This is a genomic window from Paracoccus sp. (in: a-proteobacteria) (assembly GCF_035556475.1).
Taxonomy (GTDB): domain Bacteria; phylum Pseudomonadota; class Alphaproteobacteria; order Rhodobacterales; family Rhodobacteraceae; genus Paracoccus.
Window position 1 is genome coordinate 35,003 of sequence record NZ_DATMFA010000022.1, and the last position, 20,716, is coordinate 55,718.

At 65.9% G+C, this 20,716-nt stretch carries 19 protein-coding genes; 12 read left to right on the top strand and 7 right to left on the bottom strand.

Annotated features, from left to right (window positions below; all coding sequences use genetic code 11):
* Positions 1 to 55: 55 nt before the first annotated feature.
* Genes VNQ78_RS02900 through VNQ78_RS02930 form a run of 7 tightly spaced genes read right to left on the bottom strand, consistent with a single transcriptional unit; the run spans position 56 to position 7,760 of the window.
* Complete coding sequence (locus VNQ78_RS02900; protein ID WP_325686402.1) at positions 56 to 1,258, bottom strand: acyl-CoA dehydrogenase family protein; 1,203 nt, start codon at positions 1,256 to 1,258, stop codon at positions 56 to 58.
* The gene (locus VNQ78_RS02905; protein ID WP_325686404.1) at positions 1,255 to 2,253 is read right to left on the bottom strand and encodes a hypothetical protein; all 999 of its coding nucleotides are present in this window, start codon (positions 2,251 to 2,253) and stop codon (positions 1,255 to 1,257) included. The genes VNQ78_RS02900 and VNQ78_RS02905 overlap by 4 nt, the downstream gene beginning before the upstream one ends.
* Entirely contained in the window at positions 2,250 to 3,836 is a 1,587-nt protein-coding gene (locus VNQ78_RS02910; RefSeq protein WP_325686406.1) for an ABC transporter substrate-binding protein, read from the bottom strand. Before VNQ78_RS02910 ends, VNQ78_RS02905 begins: the two co-directional genes overlap by 4 nt.
* A 19-nt stretch (positions 3,837 to 3,855) precedes the next feature.
* Positions 3,856 to 4,803 (bottom strand): ABC transporter ATP-binding protein, encoded by a 948-nt coding sequence (locus VNQ78_RS02915; protein ID WP_325686408.1) that lies wholly within the window; start codon positions 4,801 to 4,803, stop codon positions 3,856 to 3,858.
* On the bottom strand, positions 4,784 to 5,791 hold the full coding sequence (locus tag VNQ78_RS02920) for an ABC transporter ATP-binding protein (RefSeq protein ID WP_325686410.1): 1,008 nt from the start codon (positions 5,789 to 5,791) through the stop codon (positions 4,784 to 4,786). The genes VNQ78_RS02915 and VNQ78_RS02920 overlap by 20 nt, the downstream gene beginning before the upstream one ends.
* Positions 5,788 to 6,774 carry an ABC transporter permease gene (locus VNQ78_RS02925; protein WP_325686412.1) on the bottom strand — a complete coding sequence of 329 codons (987 nt, stop codon included), beginning with the start codon at positions 6,772 to 6,774 and terminating at the stop codon, positions 5,788 to 5,790. Before VNQ78_RS02925 ends, VNQ78_RS02920 begins: the two co-directional genes overlap by 4 nt.
* A complete protein-coding gene (locus VNQ78_RS02930) occupies positions 6,774 to 7,760 on the bottom strand; it encodes an ABC transporter permease (protein WP_325686414.1) in 987 nt (328 codons plus the stop codon). Before VNQ78_RS02930 ends, VNQ78_RS02925 begins: the two co-directional genes overlap by 1 nt.
* 475 nt (positions 7,761 to 8,235) lie before the next feature.
* Between VNQ78_RS02930 and VNQ78_RS02935 the strand changes: the two genes are divergently transcribed.
* The 12 genes from VNQ78_RS02935 to VNQ78_RS02990 all read left to right on the top strand — a co-directional run bounded on the left by VNQ78_RS02935 (position 8,236) and on the right by VNQ78_RS02990 (position 20,704).
* Positions 8,236 to 9,828: an ABC transporter substrate-binding protein gene (locus VNQ78_RS02935; protein ID WP_325686415.1), complete on the top strand. Its 1,593-nt coding sequence runs from the start codon at positions 8,236 to 8,238 to the stop codon at positions 9,826 to 9,828.
* Between the two features lie 158 nt (positions 9,829 to 9,986).
* The gene (locus VNQ78_RS02940; RefSeq protein ID WP_325686417.1) at positions 9,987 to 11,345 is read left to right on the top strand and encodes an LLM class flavin-dependent oxidoreductase; all 1,359 of its coding nucleotides are present in this window, start codon (positions 9,987 to 9,989) and stop codon (positions 11,343 to 11,345) included.
* 9 nt (positions 11,346 to 11,354) lie between these two features.
* A complete protein-coding gene (locus VNQ78_RS02945) occupies positions 11,355 to 12,716 on the top strand; it encodes an LLM class flavin-dependent oxidoreductase (RefSeq protein ID WP_325686419.1) in 1,362 nt (453 codons plus the stop codon).
* Positions 12,717 to 12,740: 24 nt separating this feature from the next.
* The gene (locus tag VNQ78_RS02950) at positions 12,741 to 14,006 is read left to right on the top strand and encodes an acyl-CoA dehydrogenase family protein (RefSeq protein WP_325686421.1); all 1,266 of its coding nucleotides are present in this window, start codon (positions 12,741 to 12,743) and stop codon (positions 14,004 to 14,006) included.
* A gap of 7 nt (positions 14,007 to 14,013) precedes the next feature.
* Positions 14,014 to 15,192 carry an LLM class flavin-dependent oxidoreductase gene (locus VNQ78_RS02955; protein ID WP_325686423.1) on the top strand — a complete coding sequence of 393 codons (1,179 nt, stop codon included), beginning with the start codon at positions 14,014 to 14,016 and terminating at the stop codon, positions 15,190 to 15,192.
* 186 nt (positions 15,193 to 15,378) lie between these two features.
* Positions 15,379 to 16,581, top strand: a complete 1,203-nt coding sequence (locus tag VNQ78_RS02960) for a CoA transferase (RefSeq protein ID WP_325686425.1) — start codon at positions 15,379 to 15,381, stop codon at positions 16,579 to 16,581.
* A gap of 1 nt (position 16,582) precedes the next feature.
* Positions 16,583 to 17,743 carry an acyl-CoA dehydrogenase gene (locus tag VNQ78_RS02965; protein WP_325686427.1) on the top strand — a complete coding sequence of 387 codons (1,161 nt, stop codon included), beginning with the start codon at positions 16,583 to 16,585 and terminating at the stop codon, positions 17,741 to 17,743.
* Between the two features lie 11 nt (positions 17,744 to 17,754).
* Positions 17,755 to 18,159: a hypothetical protein gene (locus tag VNQ78_RS02970; protein ID WP_325686429.1), complete on the top strand. Its 405-nt coding sequence runs from the start codon at positions 17,755 to 17,757 to the stop codon at positions 18,157 to 18,159.
* Complete coding sequence (locus tag VNQ78_RS02975) at positions 18,152 to 18,586, top strand: MaoC family dehydratase (protein WP_325686431.1); 435 nt, start codon at positions 18,152 to 18,154, stop codon at positions 18,584 to 18,586. The genes VNQ78_RS02970 and VNQ78_RS02975 overlap by 8 nt, the downstream gene beginning before the upstream one ends.
* Entirely contained in the window at positions 18,583 to 19,512 is a 930-nt protein-coding gene (locus VNQ78_RS02980; RefSeq protein ID WP_325686433.1) for a dihydrodipicolinate synthase family protein, read from the top strand. The genes VNQ78_RS02975 and VNQ78_RS02980 overlap by 4 nt, the downstream gene beginning before the upstream one ends.
* Entirely contained in the window at positions 19,509 to 20,420 is a 912-nt protein-coding gene (locus VNQ78_RS02985; RefSeq protein WP_325686435.1) for a dihydrodipicolinate synthase family protein, read from the top strand. Before VNQ78_RS02980 ends, VNQ78_RS02985 begins: the two co-directional genes overlap by 4 nt.
* Positions 20,417 to 20,704, top strand: coding sequence for a hypothetical protein (locus VNQ78_RS02990; RefSeq protein WP_325686437.1), 288 nt, complete (start codon positions 20,417 to 20,419; stop codon positions 20,702 to 20,704). Before VNQ78_RS02985 ends, VNQ78_RS02990 begins: the two co-directional genes overlap by 4 nt.
* Positions 20,705 to 20,716 lie beyond the last annotated feature (12 nt).

The window sequence follows — 20,716 nt, forward strand, 5'->3', positions numbered from 1 at the left end:
TCGCAATGTTCCCCATGCTCTACCATGATGGTGGATATTACGAAAGCCGGCTGGGCTATTGATGCGGCAAAGGCGGGGGCAGCTTGCCGCTGAGCGCATGCTCTCCGATCTGGGCATATTTCCACCAACTTGCGTCATGCAGGGTATGGACGCGCAGGTTGCGCCAGAGCCGGTCGAGGCCGAGCGTCCGGTTCGCCGCGCCGGCGCCGCCGAACTCGAAAAGGTCGCTGGCCATGCGCAGCGCAACCTCGCCGCCAAAGGTCTTGGCCTTGGCGATCTCCAGCGTCGCGCGGCCGATCGCCTCGGCATCGTCGCTGTCGATGACGGCATCCAGCCCACGCGCCCCGTCCTCTTGCAGCAGTTCCGCCGCCTTCTGGCGGGTTTCCCATTCACCGAAGCGGTAGAGAATATGGGTGTCGTCCAGATAGCTCGCATGGCCGTGGCCGATCGCCTCCGGGGCCAGCCTGCCGCGCGCCGCAATCAATTCGCGCGCGGCATCAAGCGCGGCGCGGCCCATGCCGATGTCGATGGCGGAATGAACCAGCATGAAGGTCGCCCAAAGCGGCAGGAAGGGCCCGGCGCCCTCGTGCTTGTGCAGGACGCGGTCGGCAGGCACGCGCACATTGTCGAAGGTGATCGACATGCTGGCCGTGCCCTTTTGCCCGAACAGATCCCAGTCATGGCCAAAGCTCAGCCCGGCCGCGTCGCGGGGCACGATGGCGAAGGTGAAGCGCTCCTCCTCGTCCGTGGCCGAGACGCGGATCCAGTCGCCGTTCCAGGCGCCGGTCGTATAGAATTTCTGGCCGCTGAGGACGTAATCGTCGCCGTCCCGAAGGATACGGACATTCGGCAGGCCCACGCCGCGCTGGCCGCGCTCGACCTGCGCGTTGCCAAAGACCGCGCCCTTCAGCATCAGGTCAAAGACCCATTGCCGCTGTTCGGGGCTGCCAAAGGTGCGCAAGGCGTCGATGGTGCCGAAATGGGTCTGGGTTGTCTGGGCCAGCGCGCCATCGGCCTCGGCGACGATCTGGATCATGCGTGACAGCTCGGCATAGCCCAAGCCCGGCCCGCCATTCGCCTTCGGGATGGTCAGGGTCAGAAGGCCGGTCCGGCCCCAGGCGATGAATTCGCGCCTGAGGTCGTGGTTTTCGGCATCGCGACGCACGGCGTCCCTTGCCACCTCGGCGGCAAAGGCGCGCGCCGTTTCCAGATAGGTGTCGCGCGTCGGCAGCGGGATGATCGGGGCAAGATGGGTCATGCGGCCCGATCCGCATTCGGCAGGTCGTTCCAGTCGAGCGCCCAGCCCGCGACATCGACATGTTCGGGGATGAGGCCCTGCGCCAGCAGGAAATCCGCCTGATCCTGCAACGCGGCCAGACGGTCGACCGTCAGCGAGGGCAGCAGGTTTTCCGGCACGAAGGACTGGAATGCGGCCTCGGCATCCTCGGGCGACTGGCCGGTTTCGCCGGCAAGGATCGCCCAGAGCCGCGCCCGGTCCTGCGCGATGCGCGCCACCGCGCCTTGAGCGTCGGCAAGGATGCGGCGCACCACCTCGGGCCGGGCGGCGATGAAATCGGCATGGAAGGTCAGCGTGCGGGGCGTCCCGTTATTGACCCGCAAGAGCGGATCGGAGAGCTGGTCGATCCGCAGCACCGCGCGATAGCGTCCGCTGCGCAGCGCCGCGACTCCGGCGGCGCTTTTCAGCCAGACCGCATCGACGTGGCCTTGATCCAGCAGCGCCAGTTCCGCGTCGAAGCTTTCGCCGCCGGTCTGGCCGGGCAGCACCCCGCGCAGGTCGCGCGCATCGACCAGCGTGACCGCGTCGAGCCCCAGCCCGGCATAGCGCAACGCCTGCTGGATGCCGCGGACCGAGGTGATGCGCGACACGTCCAGCCGATGGCCCGAGGAAAGCGGCAGCGCGAAGCGGTGCCCGCCGAGCGACGCGACATCGGTGAATTCGCTGTCCTCGCGCACGATCACCGCCTGGAATTCGTCCAGCCAGGTGATGCCCAGAAGCCGCGTGTCCGCCCCGTGCGAGCGCGCCCAGATCGCAGGGATATTGCCGCCCTCGCGCATCAGATTCGCGATGCCATGTTCGAAATGATGACGCCGGATCTCGGGGTCGGGGATGTCCTGAAGCGCCCGCGCGTCAAGGCCGTGGTCGCGCAGGCCTGCCTGAAGGATCCCCAGCCCGGCGCTGACCCCGGTTGAGGTCGGAGCGGGGCAGCGCGTGTAATGGAAGATGTCGGTCATTGGGTCACCTCGTCCTTGATCCAGGCATCGGCAAGACTGCCATTGATGCCCTCGGCATCGGTCACGGCATCCTGCACGCGGCCGTTGATGATGGAGAAATTGAAATCCGACAGCAGGTTGATATCGGGAAGATCCGCGATCACCTGCGTCTGGATCTGGTCCCACAGCGCCTTGCGTTTTGCCGGATCGGTCTCGACCGCGGTGGCCTCCAGCAGCGCGTCGGTCTGCGGATTGGCGTAATGCGCCCCGTTGGTGAAGGGCACGCCGGGGCGGAAGTTCTTCGACCAATAGAGCCGCTGGACACCGACGGTCGGGTCGAAGGTATTGGTCATGGAATTGACGGTGAAGGCAAAGTCGCGGTCGGTATAGACGCGCCGGGTATAGGTCGGGAAATCCTGCACCCGAACCTCGATGGCGATGCCAACCTGCGCCAGTGCCTGTTTGACGTAATCGGCGGTGCGGCGGTCGCCCTCGGTCGCGGGACGGAAATCCAGCGGCAGCGAAAAGCGGATGCCGTTCGCGCCGCGCGGATAGCCGGCCTCGTCCAGCAGGGCTTCGGCCTTCGCCGGATCGAAGGCATGGTCCGGCAGGCCCTCGGCCCGGAAGGGCGACAGGTCCGGGCTGATCGGTCCCGAAACGGGCTGGCCATAGCCATACCAGATCACGTTGCGGATGGTGTCGCGGTCAATCGCATGGGCGACAGCCTGACGCACGCGGAGATCCTTGAAATGCGGCTCGTCCAGATTGAATTCGATCCGCTTCACCCCGGCCTCGAAGATGGTGCCGCGCTCCTCGATGCGGATATGGCGCAGGGCGCGAACCCGCTCCAGATCGGCCATCGGGATCAGGTTGCCGGTGGTCAGGTCGGCCTCGCCCGTCTCGACCGCGACGGCGCGGGCGGCAGCGTCGGGCAGGATGCGAAAGACCACGCCGTCCAGATAGGGCTTGCCCTTGTCCCAGTAATCCGGGTTGCGTTCCAGCCGCAGGAAGCTGCCGCCCTGCAACTCGGCAAAGCGGAACGGGCCGGTGCCCACGGGCTTCTGGTTCCACGGATTGGTCAGCGGATCGCTGCCCTCGTAAAGATGCCTGGGCAGGATCGGGCTTTCGACGGCGGCGAGGGCGCGGATCAGATAGGGCGCGGGCCGGGACAGGCGCAGGATCAGGCTGTGATCGTCGGGCGTCTCGATCGCGGTGACATTGGCGAAGGTCGTGCGCCCGCGCGGGTGATATTCCTTCAGCAGCTGGATCGAGAAAGCCGCATCCGCCGCGGTGAAGGGCTGGCCGTCGTGCCATTTGACCCCCTGCCGGATGTCGAAGCGGTATTCGAGGCCATCGTCCGACACATGCCAGCCCGTCGCCAGCGCCGGCAGCGGGTTCAGGTCGAAGTCATAGCGCAGCAGGCCCTCGACGATCTTCGGCCCGGTCGAACGTGAGCCGTCCGGCGACAACGGCACCAGCATCGGCGGTTGCAGGGCAAGCACCTGCGTCAGCGTGCCACCACGCTGCGGAGACTGGGCAAGGGCGGGCAGGGCCGTAAGGCCAGCCAACACAAGCGGCATGAGCCAGCGGGAGAGTTTCGGCATCAAGGAACCTCGGGGAATGTCAGGCCGTGAGGGGCAGCGGGTGATGGCAGGCGAAGGCATGGGCATCGCCATTCTCGGGGATCAGCGGCTCGACCTTGCGGCACAGGTCGGTGGCATGGGGGCAGCGCGGGTGGAAACGGCAGCCTCCGGGCAGGTTCTGGACACCGGGCAGATCGCCCGAGAGGGGCGCGACCTCGCGCGGGTTGCCTGCATCGGGCAGAGCGTCGATCAGCGCGCGGGTATAGGGATGGCGCGGATTGTCCCAGACCTCGCGCGTCGGACCGCTTTCGACGATCCGGCCCAGATACATGACCAGCACGCGGTCGGTGAAATAGCGCACCACCGAAAGGTCATGGCTGATGAACAGATAGGACAGCCCGTATTCGCGTTTGAGTTCGGCCAGCAGGTTGATGATCTGGGCCTGAATCGACAGGTCCAGCGCCGAAACCGGCTCGTCACAGACGATCATCTGCGGGCGCAGGATCAGGGCCCGGGCAATGCCGATGCGCTGGCGCTGACCGCCGCTGAACTCATGCGGGTAACGGTCCAGCGCATCCGGGGGCAGGCCGACGCGGCTCACGATCTCTTCGGCGATGCGGTTGCGCTCGGCGCGACTGGCGACGCCGTGGATCTTCAGCGGCCCGGTCAGGATGCGGCGGATGCTGTGGCGCGGGTTCAGCGATGCGAAGGGATCCTGAAAGATCATCTGCAATTTTCGCCGCACCGGCATCAAATCGCGGCCCTGCGCGGTGGTGATCTCGTCCCCGTCCAGCCGGACGCTGCCCTCGTCCGAGGGCACGAGCCGCATCAGCGTCTTGCCCAGCGTGGACTTGCCGCAGCCGGATTCGCCGACAAGGCCCACCGTCTCGCCCTGTGCGACGGAAAAGCTGACGCCTTCCAGCGCGCGGAAGCGGCCATGCGGCGTGTCATAGGCGGTGGCGAGGTTCTCAAGCGAAAGCAGCGACATGTCTTGCCTCCTCGGTCAGGATGCCGGGAAAATGGCAGGCGACCAGCCGGTCGCCCCGATACGCGACGGGAGGGGGCACGACCGCGCCGCAAACCTCGCGCGCGGCGGGGCAACGCGGACGAAACGGGCAGCCCGCCTCTGCGCGGGCCGAGGCGATGGAGCCGGGGATCTCGGCCAGCGGCGCATCGCGATAGGTCAGCCCCTCGGCATTGCGGGGCGAGGCCGCAAGCAACCCGTGGCTGTAGGGGTGCAGCGGATCGGCGAAAAGCTGGGCGGGCGTCGCCTCCTCGACATGTAGGCCGGCATACATGACCACGACGCGGTCGGCCCATTGCGAGACGACGCCAAGGTCATGGGTGATCAGCACCACGGCCACGTCCAGTTCGCGCCGCAGATTGTCGAGAAGTTGCAGGATCTGCGCCTGAATGGTCACGTCCAGCGCCGTCGTCGCCTCATCCGCGATCAGGATGCGGGGGCGGCAGGCCACGGCCATCGCGATCATTACGCGCTGGCGCATGCCCCCGGACAATTGGTGCGGATAGTCGTCGATGCGCCGCGCCGCGTCGGGGATGCGGACGAGGTTCATCAGTTCCCGCACCCGTGCGCGGCGGGCGGCGCGGTCCAGATCCTCATGCGCGATCAGCGTCTCTTCGATCTGGCGGCCGATCGTGTGGACCGGGTTCAGCGAGGTCATCGGTTCCTGAAACACCATCGCGATCTGCTTGCCGCGCAAAAGGCGGCGGCGGCGTTCGGGCAAGGCCAGCATGTCGACCCGACCCCGCGGCGTGCGGATCAGGATCTGGCCCGAGGCCCTGGCGTTGCGGGGCAGCAGGCCCATCATCGACAGCGCGGTCAGCGATTTGCCCGAGCCGGATTCGCCCACGATGGCCAGCGTCTCGCGCGGGTTGACGTGAAAGCTCACGCGCTCGACCGGCCGGGCGGGGCCGAAGGCGACGGACAGGTTTTCGACGGCAAGAACGGCGCTCACAGGCGATCCTCCGAAAAGCGGGGGTTCAGGGCGTCGTTCAGGCCGTCGCCGATCAGGTTCAGCGCGAGCACCGTTACGACAATGGCAAGGCCGGGCAGGGCGGTCAGATACCAGGCGGTGCGGATCATCTCGCGCCCGCCGCCGATCATCGACCCCCAGGAGACCACATTGGGATCGCCAAGGCCCATGAAGGACAGCGCCGATTCCATCAGGATCGCCCCCGCGACCATGACCGAACTGGTCACGATGATCGGCGGCAGCGCGTTCGGCAGGATCTCGCGAAAGATGATATGGCCGTGGCCAAAGCCCAGACTGCGCGCGGCGGTGACGAAGTCGTTCTGGCGCAGGCTGCGGAACTCGGCCCGGGTCAGGCGGGCGACGGTGGGCCAGGTGACGATCGCGATTGAAAGCGTGATCGTCGTCGCATTTGGCCCGAGGATCGCGACGAGGACTACGACAAGGACAAAGCTGGGCAAGGTCTGGAAGATCTCGATCAGGCGCGACAGCACCCGGTCGGTCACGCCGCCGAAATAGCCCGCGAGCGCACCGACGACGATGCCCACGCCCAGCCCCAGCGCGGTCGCGGCGACGCCGACGTAAAGCGAGATGCGCGCGCCATGGACCAGCCCGGCCAGCACGTCGCGGCCCATGGAATCCGTCCCCAGCGGAAAGGCGGGATCCTGTCCGGGCCACAGAAAGGGCCGCCCCACCATCGCCAGCGGATCGCGCGGGAAAAGCAGGGGCGCGGTCAGCGCGCAAATGGCCATCGCCAGCAGCACCACGATGCCGAAGATGGCATTCGGATTGCGCAGGAACAGCTTCAGCTCGGCATAGCCCTGTCGCGGCGGCAGGTGTGCCGTGGTCGCGCTGCGGGCGTCCGGGGCGTGGATATGGCGCCATTCGGGCTGCGGGGCGGGCGACTGGGGCGCGTTGCGCGCGGCGGGGGTCGCCAGCGCCTTGTGAAGCGTGCTGTCGGCGGGCATCAATTCGCTCCTATCCGGGGGTCGAGGCGGGACTGAAGCAGGTCCACCAGCCCGTTGACCACGATCACGACCAGCGAGGACAGCAGCAGGATTCCCAGGAGGACGTTGAAATCCCGCGCCATCACCGCCTCGAAGGCCAGCCGTCCAAGGCCGGGCCAGCTGAACACCGTTTCGACTACGACGGCGCCGCCCAGCATGTTTCCGAAATGCATCCCCGCCATGGTCGTGACCGGGATCAGCGCGTTGCGCAGGATATGCGAAAGGGTGATCCGCAGCGGCGACAGGCCCTTGGCGCGCGCGGTGCGGACATAGTCCTGATTGCGGATCTCGAGCATCGCGGCGCGGGTCAGCCGGGCGTAGATCGCGACATAGAACAGCGACAGCGACATCGCGGGCAGGATCATGTAGCGCGCGTTGTCCAGCACGGCCGCCCAGCCGGTCAGGCTGCTGCCGATGGTGCCCGACCCGCCCGAGGGCAGCCAGCCCAACTTGACCGAGAACAGCAGGATCAGCATCAGCCCGATCCAGAAGCCGGGGATGGAATAGAAGAGCAGCGACAGGACCGACAGCAGGCGGTCGGGGATGCGGCCGGCGAAACTGGACATCACCGCGCCAAGCGCGACGCCCAGCACCACGGCCAGCCCCAGCGCCGTCGCCATCAGGATCAGCGTGCCGGGCAGTCGCTGCATGATCAGGTCAAGCACGGGCATGGCGTAGCGGGGGGAGTGCCCCAGATCGAGCTGCGCGAGATGCAGAAGATAGGTCTTGAGCTGTTCGAGAACGGAGAGGTCCAGCCCCATACTGCGGCGCAGCGCGGCCATTGTCTCCTCGGTCGCCGATCCCGCCTCGGCCGCGATCACGTCCGCTGCATCACCGGGCGCCAGTTGCAGCAGCAGGAAGTTCAGCACGACGATGCCCAGCACGGTGGGAATGGCGTGAAGGAAGATGCGCCAGATCTGGCGCGGGACGGATTTTCTTTGCGCCATGATCGGCCTCGCTGCGTTTCTGCGGCTGCCCCGTCAACCGGGGATGGGGTTCAAAATACACATGAACAGTAGACTATCAAATTGCGCATCGGACAGGTCAGGGGGCGGGCCTGGCCCGAAACCGCCCGGACGAATGCCCTGATCTGATATGCCCATGCGGCAGAGGTGAGATTTGCGATATGGCCGCAAAGTTTGGATTGTTATTCCCTGAGAAAAAATGCGCGTGAGGCGCAGATCCTGACGTGGGAGATTCGCATCGCGCGGAACCGTTCGGGCGCGGGGAAAACCTTGCCGATCCACGGCGGGGCATCGGCGCGAAGTTGTCATGCTTCGGTCGGGTCAAACAAGGGAAAGACCATCTTTCGAGTATTCGATAACCTGCGCTCATCAGGATTGCCGCACATGCATCGTGCGGCATCAAGCGCGCCCCGTGCCGGGGAACGCGCCTGTCCTCCCCTTACCGCAGAGAAGATCCATGACCCTTTCCCGACGCCAGTTTCACCAGATCATCCTTGCCGCCGGTGCCTATGTGGCGCTGCCCGGCGGCGGCCATGCCGCGACCGAAGGGCCGGTCAGTGGCGGCACGCTGAAGATCGCCTATTTCCCCGAGCCGTCGCAGCTTGTCGCCATCAACACCAGCGCGGGCGGCGCGCAATTCGTGGGCTCCAAGATCTTCGACGGGCTGCTGACCTATGACTATGACCTGACGCCCCGACCCAGCCTTGCGCGGGAATGGACGGTGACGCCGGACGGGCTGGAATATGTCTTCCAGCTTCAGCCCGATGCGAAATTCCATGACGGGCAGCCGCTGACCTCGGCCGATGTGGCCTTTTCGATCCTGCGTCTGAAGGAGGCGCATCCGCGCGGTCGCATCACCTTCGCGCATGTCGAAAGCATCGACAGTTCGGACCCGCATGTCGTTCGGATCGAGCTGGCAAAGCCCGCGCCGGCGCTGCTGTCGGCGCTCGCCGCCTCGGAATCGCCGGTCGTTCCCAGGCATGTCTTCGAGGGGCTGGAACCCGGCCAGAATCCCGGTCCGGGGCAGATCATCGGCAGTGGGCCTTTTGTCCTGAAGGAATGGACCCCCGGCAGCCATATCACGCTGGACCGCAATGCCGATTACTGGGCCGAGGGGCAGCCGCACCTAGACAGGGTGATCATCCGCCTGATCGGCGATGCCGGGGCGCGGGCGGCGGCGCTTGAGACGGGCGAGGTCGATATCGGCGAAAACCCCGTCGCGCTCGCCGATATCGAGCGGTTCCGCTCGGTCCCCACCCTCAGGGTCGATGACCGGGTCTATACCTATTCCGGGCTGCTGAACCAGTTGGTCCTGAATCTGGACACGCCCGAGTTGAAAGAGCTGAAGGTCCGGCAGGCCATAGCCCATGCGATCGACGTGAAGGCGCTGATCAACCTCGTGCTTTACGGCTATGCCATCCCTTCGCCGACGCCGATCCCGCCCAGCTTCAAGCAGTTCCACAACCCCGATATCGGCTTTGCGGCTTTCGACACCGCGCTGGCCGAAAAGCTGCTGGACGAGGCGGAGTTCCCACGCAAGAAGGATGGCAGCCGGTTCAGGCTGCGGGTGACGACGAACCCGTTCAACGCGCCGGCCTATTCCGATTTCATCGCGCAATCGCTGATCGCCATCGGGATCGCGGCGGAGATCCAGCGCTTTGATTTCGCGACCTATGTGAAGACCGTCTATACCGACCGGGCCTGGGATCTGTCGGTGGAATCGCTCTCTTCGACCTTCGATCCGACGGTTGGCGTCCAGCGTGTCTATTGGAGCAAGAACTTCAAGCTCGGCTTGCCGTTCTCGAACGCGAGCCATTATGCAAACCCCGAGGTCGACCGCCTGCTGGAGGCCGCCGCGATCGAGCCTGACGTGGAAAAACGCGCGCAATATTTCAAGGAATTCCAGCAGATCATCGCGCAGGACTTGCCGGTGATCAATCTGGCCGTGCCGGTGCAGCCCGTGGTCAGCAGCCTGCGCGTTCACGACTATGCGCCGGGCGCAGCCGGGCTTGGCGGCAACGTCGCCCGCACCTGGATCGGCGAGGTCTGACACCGGACGCTGGAATCCCTCGCAGGGGTTCCGGTGTTCTCCGCGAGCCGGGCGAAGGGACTTTTCATCACTGTTTTTCAGGGAAATACGCAAACCCGCATCCCTAGACGAGGCAATAATCGTCCATATGATCAGTGTATATTTAAGGGGATAGCAGCATGACCCGCATCGTTTCCAGCTCTGCCCGGATGTCGCTGGGCCTGTTCCTGATGGGGGCGGGGCATCACATTGCGGCTTGGCGCCTGCCCGACGCACCGCCGGGCGCCGCGACCTCATTCGACCATTACCGCGAGATCGCGAAGGCTGCCGAGGCGGCGAAGTTCGACATGGTCTTTCTGGCCGACAGCGCCTCGATCCGCGAGTTCGGTCAATCCTCCATCGGATCGGACGAACGCGCCGTGCGGCTGGAGCCGCTGACGCTGCTTTCGGCGCTGAGTGTCGCGACGGATCGCATCGGCTTGGTCGCCACGGCCTCGACCACTTATAACGAGCCCTTCAACCTCGCGCGGCGCTTCGCCTCGCTCGACCTGCTGAGCGGCGGGCGCGCGGGCTGGAATCTGGTCACAACCTCGAATGCCGAGGACGGGCCGAACTATTCGCTCGACGCGCATCCGCCCCATGCCGAACGCTATGCCCGCGCCGAGGAGTTCGAGGAGGTTGTCCGCGGCCTTTGGCACAGTTGGCAGGGGGGCGACGCTTTCCCGATCGACAAGGCGGCCGGGCGGCTCTTCAACCCGGAGAACCTCCACCCGCTCGCCCATCGTGGGCGTCATTTCAGCGTGCGGGGGCCGCTGGGGGTTCCGCCCTCGGCGCAGGGGCATCCGGTGATCGTGCAGGCCGGCGCCTCGGATGCGGGGCGCGAGATCGCGGCGCGCTCCGCCGAGGTGATCTTTGCCGCGCATCAGAATTTCGACGATGCTTTCCAGTTCTATCAGGACGTCAAGGGCAGGATGGCGCGATACGGCCGCGCGCCCGACAGCCTGCGCATCCTGCCCGGCGTCTCGCCCTATATCGGGCGCACGCGGGCCGAGGCGCAGGCGGCATTCGACGAATTGCAGGCACTGGTCACGCATGAGGTGGGGTTGAAACTGCTGCAACCCTTTGCCGGCGGGCTGGACCTGCGCGACCATGACCCGGACGGTCCGCTGCCCGATCTGCCGCCGACGAAGGACGCCATAGGCCGCCAGAAGCTGCTGGTCGATCTGGCGCGGCGCGAGAACCTGACCATCCGCGAGCTTTACCTGCATATCGCGGGCGCGCGCGGCCATTGGCAACTGGTCGGCACCGCCTCGGATATTGCTGATGAGTTGGAGCATTATTTCAGGAACGGCGCGGCGGACGGGTTCAACATCATGCCGCCCGCGCTGCCGCGTTCGCTGGGGCCGATCAGCGAGCTTTTGCTGCCGGAACTGCGCCGGCGGGGGCTTTTCCGCGACGACTATACCGGCAGCACCCTGCGCGAGCATTTGGACCTGCCGCGCCCCGATCTGCCCGCATTCCCGCAATCCGCCGCATGAGGACATGAGATGAGCCGCAAAATCGCCCTCGGGGCCTTTCTCCATCCCTCCGGCCATCATGTCGCCGCGTGGCGCCACCCCGCTGCGCGGGCCGATGCGGGGATCAATATCCGCAACTATATCCGGCTGGCGCAACTGGCCGAGGCGGCAAGCTTCGATCTGGTGTTCCTGGCCGACCAGATCGCGGTGCCGTCGTCCAATCTGGACTATGCCAGCCGCACAACTCGCGCGACCTATTTCGAGCCGTTGACCTTGATTGCGGCCATCGCGGCGGCGACCCAGCGGATCGGGCTGGTCGCGACGGTCTCGACCAGCTTCAACAGCCCCTACAACATGGCGCGCTATATCGCGTCGATCGACCATATCTCGGGCGGACGGGCAGGGTGGAACCTTGTCACCTCCGGCTCGGAACTGGAGGGTGAGAATTTCGGCCTCGGCGACGATTACCGCCTTCATGCCAATCGCTACCGGCAGGCGGCCGAGTTTGCCGAAGTGGTCCGTGGCCTCTGGGACAGTTTCGAGGCTGGCGCGGTGGCGGATGACCGCGCCGCCGGGCGCTATCTGGATGAGGGGCGCGTCCATGCCCTGCACCATCGGGGCGAGCATTTCCGGGTGAAAGGGCCATTGTCGCAGCCCCGTTCTCCGCAGGGCCAGCCGGTGCTGGTGCAGGCCGGTTCCTCGCCCGCCGGGCGCGATCTGGCGGCGCGCTCGGCCGAGCTGGTCTTTACCGCGCAGCCCACACTGGCGCAGGCGCAGGAATTCTATGCCGACGTCAAGGCCCGCGCGGTGGCATTCGGCCGCGCGCCCGAGGACATCCTGATCCTGCCCGGCGTCTTTCCGGTCGTCGGCCGGTCCGATGACGAGGCGCAGGAGAAATTCGCCACGCTGCAAAACCTCATCACCCCCGAGGTTGGGCGCGAATACCTGTCGCTGCATCTTGGCGGCATCGACCTCTCCGGCCATTCCGACGACGATCCGGTTCCCGAGGTCGAGGTGGGCGAGCGTGGCCATGTCTCGCGCCCGCTGTTGCTGCTGCAAAAGGCCCGCAGCCGGAACCTGACGATCCGCGACCTTTATCTGGAAATCGCCGGCGCGCGCGGCCATTGGCAGATCGTCGGCACGCCCGAAACCATTGCCGATGAGCTTGAGGCCTATTTCACCCAAGGTGGCGCGGACGGCTTCAACATCATGCCGCCCTCACCCACCGGGCTCGACGATTTCATTGAGCTGGTCCTGCCCGAATTGCGCCGGCGCGGGCTGATCCGCGACCAATACGACGCCCATACCCTGCGCGGCCATCTTGGGCTGAAGATCCCGGCCAACCGCTTTGCTGCCGCGACCGCCCGGCCGCGCGAACAGGCTTTGGCCTGAACCTTTCAACGACATGAGCATCCTATGGCACAGTTTATCGAAGCCCTTCCCGTCAGCGCCCGCTATGAGGCTTTTGCCGCGAAGGCCCGGCCCTTTCTGGAGCAGGTTCGCGCCGAGGCGGTCGATCGCGAGGCCAAGCACCGGCTGCTGCATCAGGAAGTTGCCGAAGCGATCCGGCTGGGCCTGACCCGGCTTCGCCTGCCCGAGGCGCAAGGCGGGGCAGGTTTCGATCTGGTCGAATTCTTCGCCGCCGTCATCGAACTGGGCGCGGCTGACCCGAACCTTGCCAATGCGCTGCGTGCCAATGCCGGGATCCTCGAGGATGCGCTGGCGCGGCCCGGCCTTGCATGGAGCCAGTTGGTCGCGGCCGAGATCGCCTCGGGCAAGCTGGTCGGCAGCGGTGCGTCCGAAATCGGCGGCGCCACCAACCGCAGCTATGAGACGGTGCTGCGCCCGGATGGCGGCGACTATCGCCTCAGCGGGCGGAAGTTCTATACCACCGGTTCGCTCTATGGCGACTATCTCAACACCTATGCCCTGACGCCCGAAGGCGCGACGGTCACGCTGATCGTGCCGACCAAGGCCGATGGCGTGACGATCCTTGACGACTGGGATGGCTTTGGCCAGCAATTGACCGCCTCGGGCACCGCGTTGCTGGAGGATGTGGTGATCCGCCGCGAATGGGTGCGCCCGACTGCGGATCGCTTCCCCCATGCGCATGGTTTCTTCCAGCTTTACCACATCGCGACCATGGCCGGGATCGCGCGCACCATCGCAGAGGAGGCGACCGATCAGGTGATTGCGCGCAACCGCAGCTATCCCGGCCGCTCGAATGCCGAGCGCAGTGCGGACGATCCCCAGATCCAGCAGGTGCTGGGGCGGCTGGCCTCGGTCGCCTATGTCACGCGGGCCGCGACGCTTCAGGCCGCGCGCGGGTTGCAGGACGTCCATGACCGCGGCCGGGACGAGGTCGACGCGGAGCGGTTGAACGAACTCAGCGCCATCGCCGAGCTGCATGTCAGCCAGACGGTCACGATCGTGACCGATCTCGTGCTCGAGGCGGCGACGGTGCTGTTCGACACGCTGGGCGCCTCGGCTGCAAAACGCTCGCACGGGCTGGACCGGCATTGGCGCAATGCCCGCACGCTGGCCTCGCATAATCCGCGCATCTTCCACGACCGGCTGATCGGGCGCTTTGCCGCCACCGGGGCGATCCCGGATTCCTTCGGACTGCAGGCGCGTCCCATCGCCGGGCCGGTGCCCGGTCGCCCGCAACTCGTCACTGCATGAGGCCGCGATGACCCTGCAATATGCCCCAGAGGCCGCCCGGACGACCCATCTGCCCGGTCCGGCCGATTTTCCCGACAGTCCGCTGTCCCGCGCCTTGCGCCAACCGACGCTGCTGGGCCTGTTCCTGCCGATTCAGGCCGGAGGCTGGACGGATTCCACGCTGCCCCGCAGCACCGACTGGCGCTTTGACTATAACCGCGATCTGGTGCTGGAGGCCGAGCGGCAAGGCTTCGATCTGGTCTTTGCGCTCAGCCAGTGGTTGCCGAAGGGTGGCTATGGCGAGGTGCTGAACGGTCAGGCGCTGGACAGTTTCATCACCACGGCGGCACTGGCGGCGGTGACGCAGCGGATCATGCTGATTTCCACGATCCATGTCCTCTATGGTCCGTGGCACCCGCTGCATCTGGCGAAATTCGGGGCGACGCTGGACCATATCAGCCGCGGACGCTGGGGCATCAATGTCGTGACCGGCCACCGCGCCGTCGAGCATGAGATGTTCGGTTGGACGAGGATCGAGCATGACCGGCGCTATGAGCTGGCCGCCGATTTCCTCGATGCGGTCGGCCAGCTTTGGGCCGCGGATGAAAACTATTCCCATGTCGGCGAGCGCTGGCAGATGAAGGATGCCTTCGTCACGCCGAAGCCGAATTTCGGGCGCCCGATTCTGGTCAATGCCACCGGATCCGATGCCGGGCTGGATCTGGCGGCGCGCTATTCGGACATCGTTTTCGTGACCTCACCGGGCGGAGCGGACATCGCCTCGGCGCTGGAGACCTTGCCGGACCACACGGCCAAGGCCAAGGCGCGCGCCCGCGCCCAGGGGCGCGAAATCCGCACGCTGCTGAACCCGCTGATCGTGGCCCGCGATACCGAGGCCGAGGCGCTTGCCTATGCCGATGGCATCGTCGCGCATCACGGCGGGCGCAAGCCGATGGGCGCTGGCCGCTTCGACAGCGATGCGCAGGCCTGGAAAGGGCATATGGCGAAGAACGACCCCTATGCGAAGGTTGGCGGCAATATCTACCTGATCGGAACGCCCGAGCAGATCGTCGAGAATCTGGTCAGGCTGAAGGCAGCGGGCGTCGATGGCTTCCAGCTGTCCTTCTATGACTTCGCGCCCGACCTCGCCTATTTCGGCGACCGGATCCTGCCGCTGATGAAAGAGGCCGGATTGCGGCATGGCTAGCCGCTTGTCCTGCCCGCAGGCGCGGCTTCAACGATCGCCGTGTTGAACGGCCGCACCGGGGCAATGGGGTCAGTCAGTATTTGATTTCCAAATTCTATCGGCCGCCGATATCATACCCGGCTATATTCCCCTGATCCCGCCGCCTGACCTAACCTGTCGGAAACCAGAACCAACAGGGGTAACGACATGGGCGCGTTGGACGGCATTACGGTACTCAGCTTCAACCATTTTCTCTCAGGACCGGCCGCGGCGCAGTTCCTTGGCGACATCGGCGCGGATGTCATCGCGGTCGAGCCGCTGGGAGGGGCGTTCCAGCGCAACTGGGCCGTCGGCAACCGTTTCGTGGATGAAACCAGCGTCAATCACATGACGACCGGGCGCAACAAGCGCTCGATCGCGGTGGACCTGAAGTCGCCCGACGGGCTTGCCGCCGTGCGCCGCCTGATCGCGCGCGCCGATGTGGTGATGGAAAATTTCCGCCCCGGCACTCTGGAGAGGCTGGGCCTGTCCGAGGCCGCGATGCGCGCGATCAACCCGCGTCTGATCTATGCGGCGACCACCGGTTACGGCGGCGACGGCCCCTATCGCGACCGGCCCGGTCAGGACGTGCTGCTGCAGGCGATGTCCGGCCTTGCGGCCCATACCGGTAGTATGGAAAGCGGCCCGGTCGCCATCGGAACGGTTCCGATCGACCACCATGCCGCCGCGCTGACCGTGGCGGGGATCCTGGCCGCGCTCTACGAGCGTGAGCGGACCGGCGAGGGCAAGCGCATCGAAGTCAACATGCTGCAGGCTGCGCTGGACCTGCAGGGGGAATCGATCACCGCATGGATGAATGGCGCGGATCGCAGCGGTCCGCGTGGTCAGGCCGGAATGGCCAACTGGTTCAGCCCCGCGCCCTACGGAATTTACGCGGTCGCGGACGGTCATCTGATGATCTCGATGTCGAAACCCGCCGATCTGGCCGAGGCGCTGAACCTGCCAGAATTGGCGGGGTTCAGCGAAAAAGACGGCTTCGACAGGCGGGCCGAGATTTCCACGCTGGTCGCGGGCGGCATGGCCGTGCTGACTGCGGCAGAGGCGCAGGAGCGCCTGGCGCAGGCCGGCGTCTGGCACGAATTGGTGCGCGATTACGACAGCCTTCGCGGCAACCCGCAGATCGAGCATCTGGGCGCCTTCATCGACGCCCGGACGCAGGGCGGCTCGCCCATGACGCTGCTGTCGCATCCGATCCGCTATGACGGCGCGCTGCCGGAGGTGCGGCTGACGCCGCAACCGCTGGGCGGCCAGACTCGTGAGATCCTGGCTGAGGTCGGGCTGAGCCAGGACGAAATCGACGCGCTGATCACCAGCGGGGCTGTCGCACAAACCGAAAAGATGCGGGGCTGAGATGGATTTCGCGATTTCCGATGAAATGAAGATGGTGACCGAGGCGATCGGTCGCTTCGTGCGCGAAAAGGTCCAGCCGCTCGAGCAGGAGACCGAGGAGAACGCCCGCATTCCTGCCGACAAGCTGGCTGCGGTCCGGGCCGAGGCGCAGTCCCTGGGCTTCTATGCGCTGAACATGTCCGAAGAGGTCGGCGGCGGCGGCCTTGGCGTGCTCGACATGTGCCTTGTCGAGGAGCAGCTGGGCCAGACGTCGGATGCGCTGATCCGGCGCATCTTCGGGCAGGTTTATCCGATGCTGGAACGCTTCGAGGGGCCGCTGCGCGACAAATACCTGTATCCGACCGTCAAGGGCGACAAGATCTGCGCCATGGCGATCACCGAGCCGGGTGCGGGTTCGGACGCGGCCGCGATCAAGACCAATGCCTGTCTGGACGGCGGCAAATGGGTGCTGAATGGCACCAAGCATTTCATCTCGGACGGGGACATCGCTGATTACGTCATCGTCATGGCGGTAACGGATGCCGAAAAGCGGGCGCGCGGCGGCATCAGCCTGCTGATCGTCGACAAGGACACGCCCGGCTTCAAGGTCACGCGCAGCCAGCCGATGATGGGCCATCGCGGCTATGGCCATGCCGAGCTGACATTCGACGATGTCCGCATCCCGAGGGAAAACGTGCTTGGTCCAGTGGGCGAGGGCTTCAAGGTGATGATGGCCAATGTCGGGGGCATTCGCCTCGGCCATATCGGGGCGCGCGCCGTGGGCATGGCCAGCCGCGTGGTCGAGCTGATGCGCCAGTACGCCGCGACACGCCAGCAGTTCGGCCAGCCCATTGGTGACTTCCAGATGATCCAGCAGATGATCGCCGACAGCGCGATGGAGATCTTCGCCACCCGCATGATGGTGCTGAACACCGCGTGGGAGCAGGACCGGGGCATGGACCCGCGCGACAAGGTCAGCATGGTCAAGGTGCAGGCGTCGGAGATGCTCGGCCGCGTGGCCGACCGGGGCATTCAGGTCTTTGGCGGCTACGGCTTCACCAAGGAACTGCCGCTGGAGCGGATCTATCGCGATGCCCGCGTCACGCGGATCTATGACGGCACCTCCGAGGTGCATCGCATGCTGATCGCCCGCTCGGTCATCAAGCGCGGCCTTGCCCTGTGAAGGATCGGAACATGAGCGAACTTCCCGCCGTGGGTCAGTCGATGACCTTCCGCAAGACGATGACCGTGGCCGAGCAGGGCTTTTTCACCGGCATCTCGGGTAATATGGGCCGCGCCCATGTGGACCGCGCATTCGCGCGCAGTCAGGGCCAGCCCGACATGCTGGTCTTTGAACTTGCGGCAGCCGGCCTTTTCTCCACCGCTTTCAGCCGTCTCGCTGGTCCGGGCTTCCGCCTTGGCGGGATCGAGCTGCGCTTTGCCCGCGCCTTTCCCGTCGGCAGTTCGCTCGAGGCGACGGCGACGGTCGCCGAAAGCGCGGCGGATGGCGTCCGCTTCGACCTTTCCGCGACGCTCGACGGGATCGAGGTGATCACGGGCAAGGCGCGCCTCGTGCCGCTGGACGCATCCGATGTATGACATCCGCAACATCGACGAGTTTTCAGTCGGCGACCGGGTCAGCGTCGCCAAGACCGTGACCGAGGCCGATGGTGCGATGTATATCGCCGCGACCGGCGATTTCGGGCCGGTCCATGTGGATGAGGGCTATGCCTCGACCACGCGCTTTGGCGAGCGGCTGGCCCCCGGCATCCTTGTCGCGGGGATCTGCACCTCGGTCCTGACGGCTGAACTGGTGGGCACGGTCGGCGTCTCGATCCGCGACTGTTTCTGGTTCACCGGCGCGGTCCGCTATGGCGACACGCTGACATTCGAGATCTGGATCTCGGCCATCGACCCCGAGAACCGGACCGTCGACTGGCAGGCGAGTGCCCGGAACGAAGAGGGCGTCGAGGTGCTGAAGGCCGATGCCACACTCAAATTTCCAAGAAAGAAGGTCATCGCATGATTTCCGGCAAGGATCTTGGCGGCATTACCGTCGCAACCGTGCTTCCCTTTCATGAGGACGGCGCCGTCGACTGGGCGGGGTACGAGGGCGTGCTGGCCCATTGCGCGCGCCCGGAGACGACGGATTGCGTCTTCGTGAACGGCCATGCCGGCGAGGCAACGGCGCTGACCGCTGAGGAACGCGCCGAGGTCATCCGCCGCACCCGCGACCATATCGGCAAGGATCGCGTCCTGCTGGCCGGGGTGGTCCCGACCGGCTACCCCGAGGCGATTGCGCAGGCCGAGGCCGCGCGGGAGGCCGGCGCCGATGTCGCGGTGATCTTCCCGGCCGAAGCGCTTGGCGGCGGCAACGCGAATACGGCCGCAGGCGTAAAGTTTATCGAGAAGCTGGGTGCGGAGCTGCAAATGCCTCTCTCGATCTTTCAGTTTCCGATCGCTTCGGGCTTTGGCTTCTCGACACCGGTTCTCGCCGAGATGGCCCGGATCCCGGAGGTCGTCGCCATCAAGGAAGGCTCGGCCACGCTTCTCGCCTATGACGAGAACCGGCGCGCGGTGAAGGCGGCGGCACCCGATGTTGCCATTCTGCCCTCGAATTTCCACTGGTTCTTTGCGCAGGTGGCGCTTGGCGGCGATGGCATCCTGTCGGGGCTGGCAAGTCTTGTGCCGGACTTGCTGTCGGATCTTTGGAAAGCCTCGCAGGACATGGACCTTGGCCGGATGCGCGCGGCGAATGAGCGGCTCTATCCGGTGGTGCGTGCGGTCTACGGTCCTGCGCCCGTGGTCGACATGCATACGCGGATGAAGGACGGGTTGCGCCTGATGGGCGTGATCAGGAATTCTGCCCCGCGTCTGCCCTTGCTCAAGCAATCCGATGATGTCGTCGAGGGCGTCCGCAAGGCGCTGGTCTCGGCAGGTGTGCTGCAATGAACGGCGGGCTTTACGCCGCCACGATCTGCACGATGACGTCCGACGGCCAGATCGACGCGGCGGCGCAGGAGAGGCATTTCGCCGCCGTGATGGCGACGCCGGGTCTGGACGGGCTGCTTCTGAACGGCCATGCGGGTGAGGGCGTTTTCACCTCGCGCGAGGAACAGGCGCAAATCGTGCGGATCGCGCGTGAGGTTTCGCCGAAGGCGCGCATCCTTGCCGCGGTCAGTTCGGAATCGACCATGCAGGCAGGCAAGGATGCCGAGGCCGCGCTGCATGCCGGTGCCGATGCGATCATGGTCTTTGCGCCCTTTTCATGGACGCTCGGGGCCGACCCGCGCGCGATCATCGCTCATCATCGCGGCATCGCCGAGGTGGCGGGCGCGCCGATCTATCTGTTCCAGGGTTCGGTCGGTTCGGGAAAGCTGGCCTATACCCCTGACGTGCTGCGCGCGCTTCTCGACATCGAAGCCGTGGCTGGCATCAAGGAAGGCAGTTGGGAAACCCGTGCCTATGAGGTGACGCGTCGGATCACCCGCGCCGCGCGGCCTGATGTCGCGGTCATGGCTTCGGGGGACGAGCACCTTTATACCTGCTACGTGATCGGCAGCGATGGCAGCGCGGTCAGCCTTGCCGCCGTGGTTCCCGAGCTGATCGTGGCCCTTGATCGCCATGTCCGCGAAGGCCGCCACGCGCAGGCGCTGGCGATCCATGAGGCACTGTTCGACTTCGCGCGCCTCGTCTATGCCGCCCCCGGTCACATGGCCGCCGCGCGTCTGAAGGCCTGCCTGGTCGAGCTGGGCCGCATCCCCGACGATGCCTGCCGCGCACCGACCCCGCCGGTGCTGCCCGAAGAACGCGCGGCGTTGATGGCCGCCCTGCGTCCCTGTCTGGAGCTTTCGCCGTGACGGAACTGCAATCCCATATTGTCTTCGTCGATGTCGACCCCGAGCACGAGGCGGCCTTCGACGATTGGTACGACAACGTCCACCTGCCCGAGATCCTTGCTTGCCCCGGCTGGCTGGATGCACGACGCGAGAAATGCCTCGAGGGCGGCGCGCGACATGTCGCGATCTATACGATCACCGGCCCCGAGGTCTATGAAACGCCCGAGTTCAACGCTATCAAGGGGTTCGGGCCTTTTGCAGACAAGGTTCGGAACTTTCACCGCATCCGCCTGACGCGAAGCTGAGGGGATGCACGC

Coding starts and splice junctions, on each gene's coding strand:
- VNQ78_RS02965 (WP_325686427.1), top strand. CDS start 16,583: ATGGATTTCGCGATTTCCGATGAAATGAAGATGGTGACCGAGGCGATC.
- VNQ78_RS02980 (WP_325686433.1), top strand. CDS start 18,583: ATGATTTCCGGCAAGGATCTTGGCGGCATTACCGTCGCAACCGTGCTT.
- VNQ78_RS02900 (WP_325686402.1), bottom strand. CDS start 1,258: ATGACCCATCTTGCCCCGATCATCCCGCTGCCGACGCGCGACACCTAT.
- VNQ78_RS02930 (WP_325686414.1), bottom strand. CDS start 7,760: ATGGCGCAAAGAAAATCCGTCCCGCGCCAGATCTGGCGCATCTTCCTT.
- VNQ78_RS02925 (WP_325686412.1), bottom strand. CDS start 6,774: ATGCCCGCCGACAGCACGCTTCACAAGGCGCTGGCGACCCCCGCCGCG.
- VNQ78_RS02945 (WP_325686419.1), top strand. CDS start 11,355: ATGAGCCGCAAAATCGCCCTCGGGGCCTTTCTCCATCCCTCCGGCCAT.
- VNQ78_RS02905 (WP_325686404.1), bottom strand. CDS start 2,253: ATGACCGACATCTTCCATTACACGCGCTGCCCCGCTCCGACCTCAACC.
- VNQ78_RS02985 (WP_325686435.1), top strand. CDS start 19,509: ATGAACGGCGGGCTTTACGCCGCCACGATCTGCACGATGACGTCCGAC.
- VNQ78_RS02935 (WP_325686415.1), top strand. CDS start 8,236: ATGACCCTTTCCCGACGCCAGTTTCACCAGATCATCCTTGCCGCCGGT.
- VNQ78_RS02940 (WP_325686417.1), top strand. CDS start 9,987: ATGACCCGCATCGTTTCCAGCTCTGCCCGGATGTCGCTGGGCCTGTTC.
- VNQ78_RS02950 (WP_325686421.1), top strand. CDS start 12,741: ATGGCACAGTTTATCGAAGCCCTTCCCGTCAGCGCCCGCTATGAGGCT.
- VNQ78_RS02975 (WP_325686431.1), top strand. CDS start 18,152: ATGTATGACATCCGCAACATCGACGAGTTTTCAGTCGGCGACCGGGTC.
- VNQ78_RS02960 (WP_325686425.1), top strand. CDS start 15,379: ATGGGCGCGTTGGACGGCATTACGGTACTCAGCTTCAACCATTTTCTC.
- VNQ78_RS02970 (WP_325686429.1), top strand. CDS start 17,755: ATGAGCGAACTTCCCGCCGTGGGTCAGTCGATGACCTTCCGCAAGACG.
- VNQ78_RS02955 (WP_325686423.1), top strand. CDS start 14,014: ATGACCCTGCAATATGCCCCAGAGGCCGCCCGGACGACCCATCTGCCC.
- VNQ78_RS02910 (WP_325686406.1), bottom strand. CDS start 3,836: ATGCCGAAACTCTCCCGCTGGCTCATGCCGCTTGTGTTGGCTGGCCTT.
- VNQ78_RS02915 (WP_325686408.1), bottom strand. CDS start 4,803: ATGTCGCTGCTTTCGCTTGAGAACCTCGCCACCGCCTATGACACGCCG.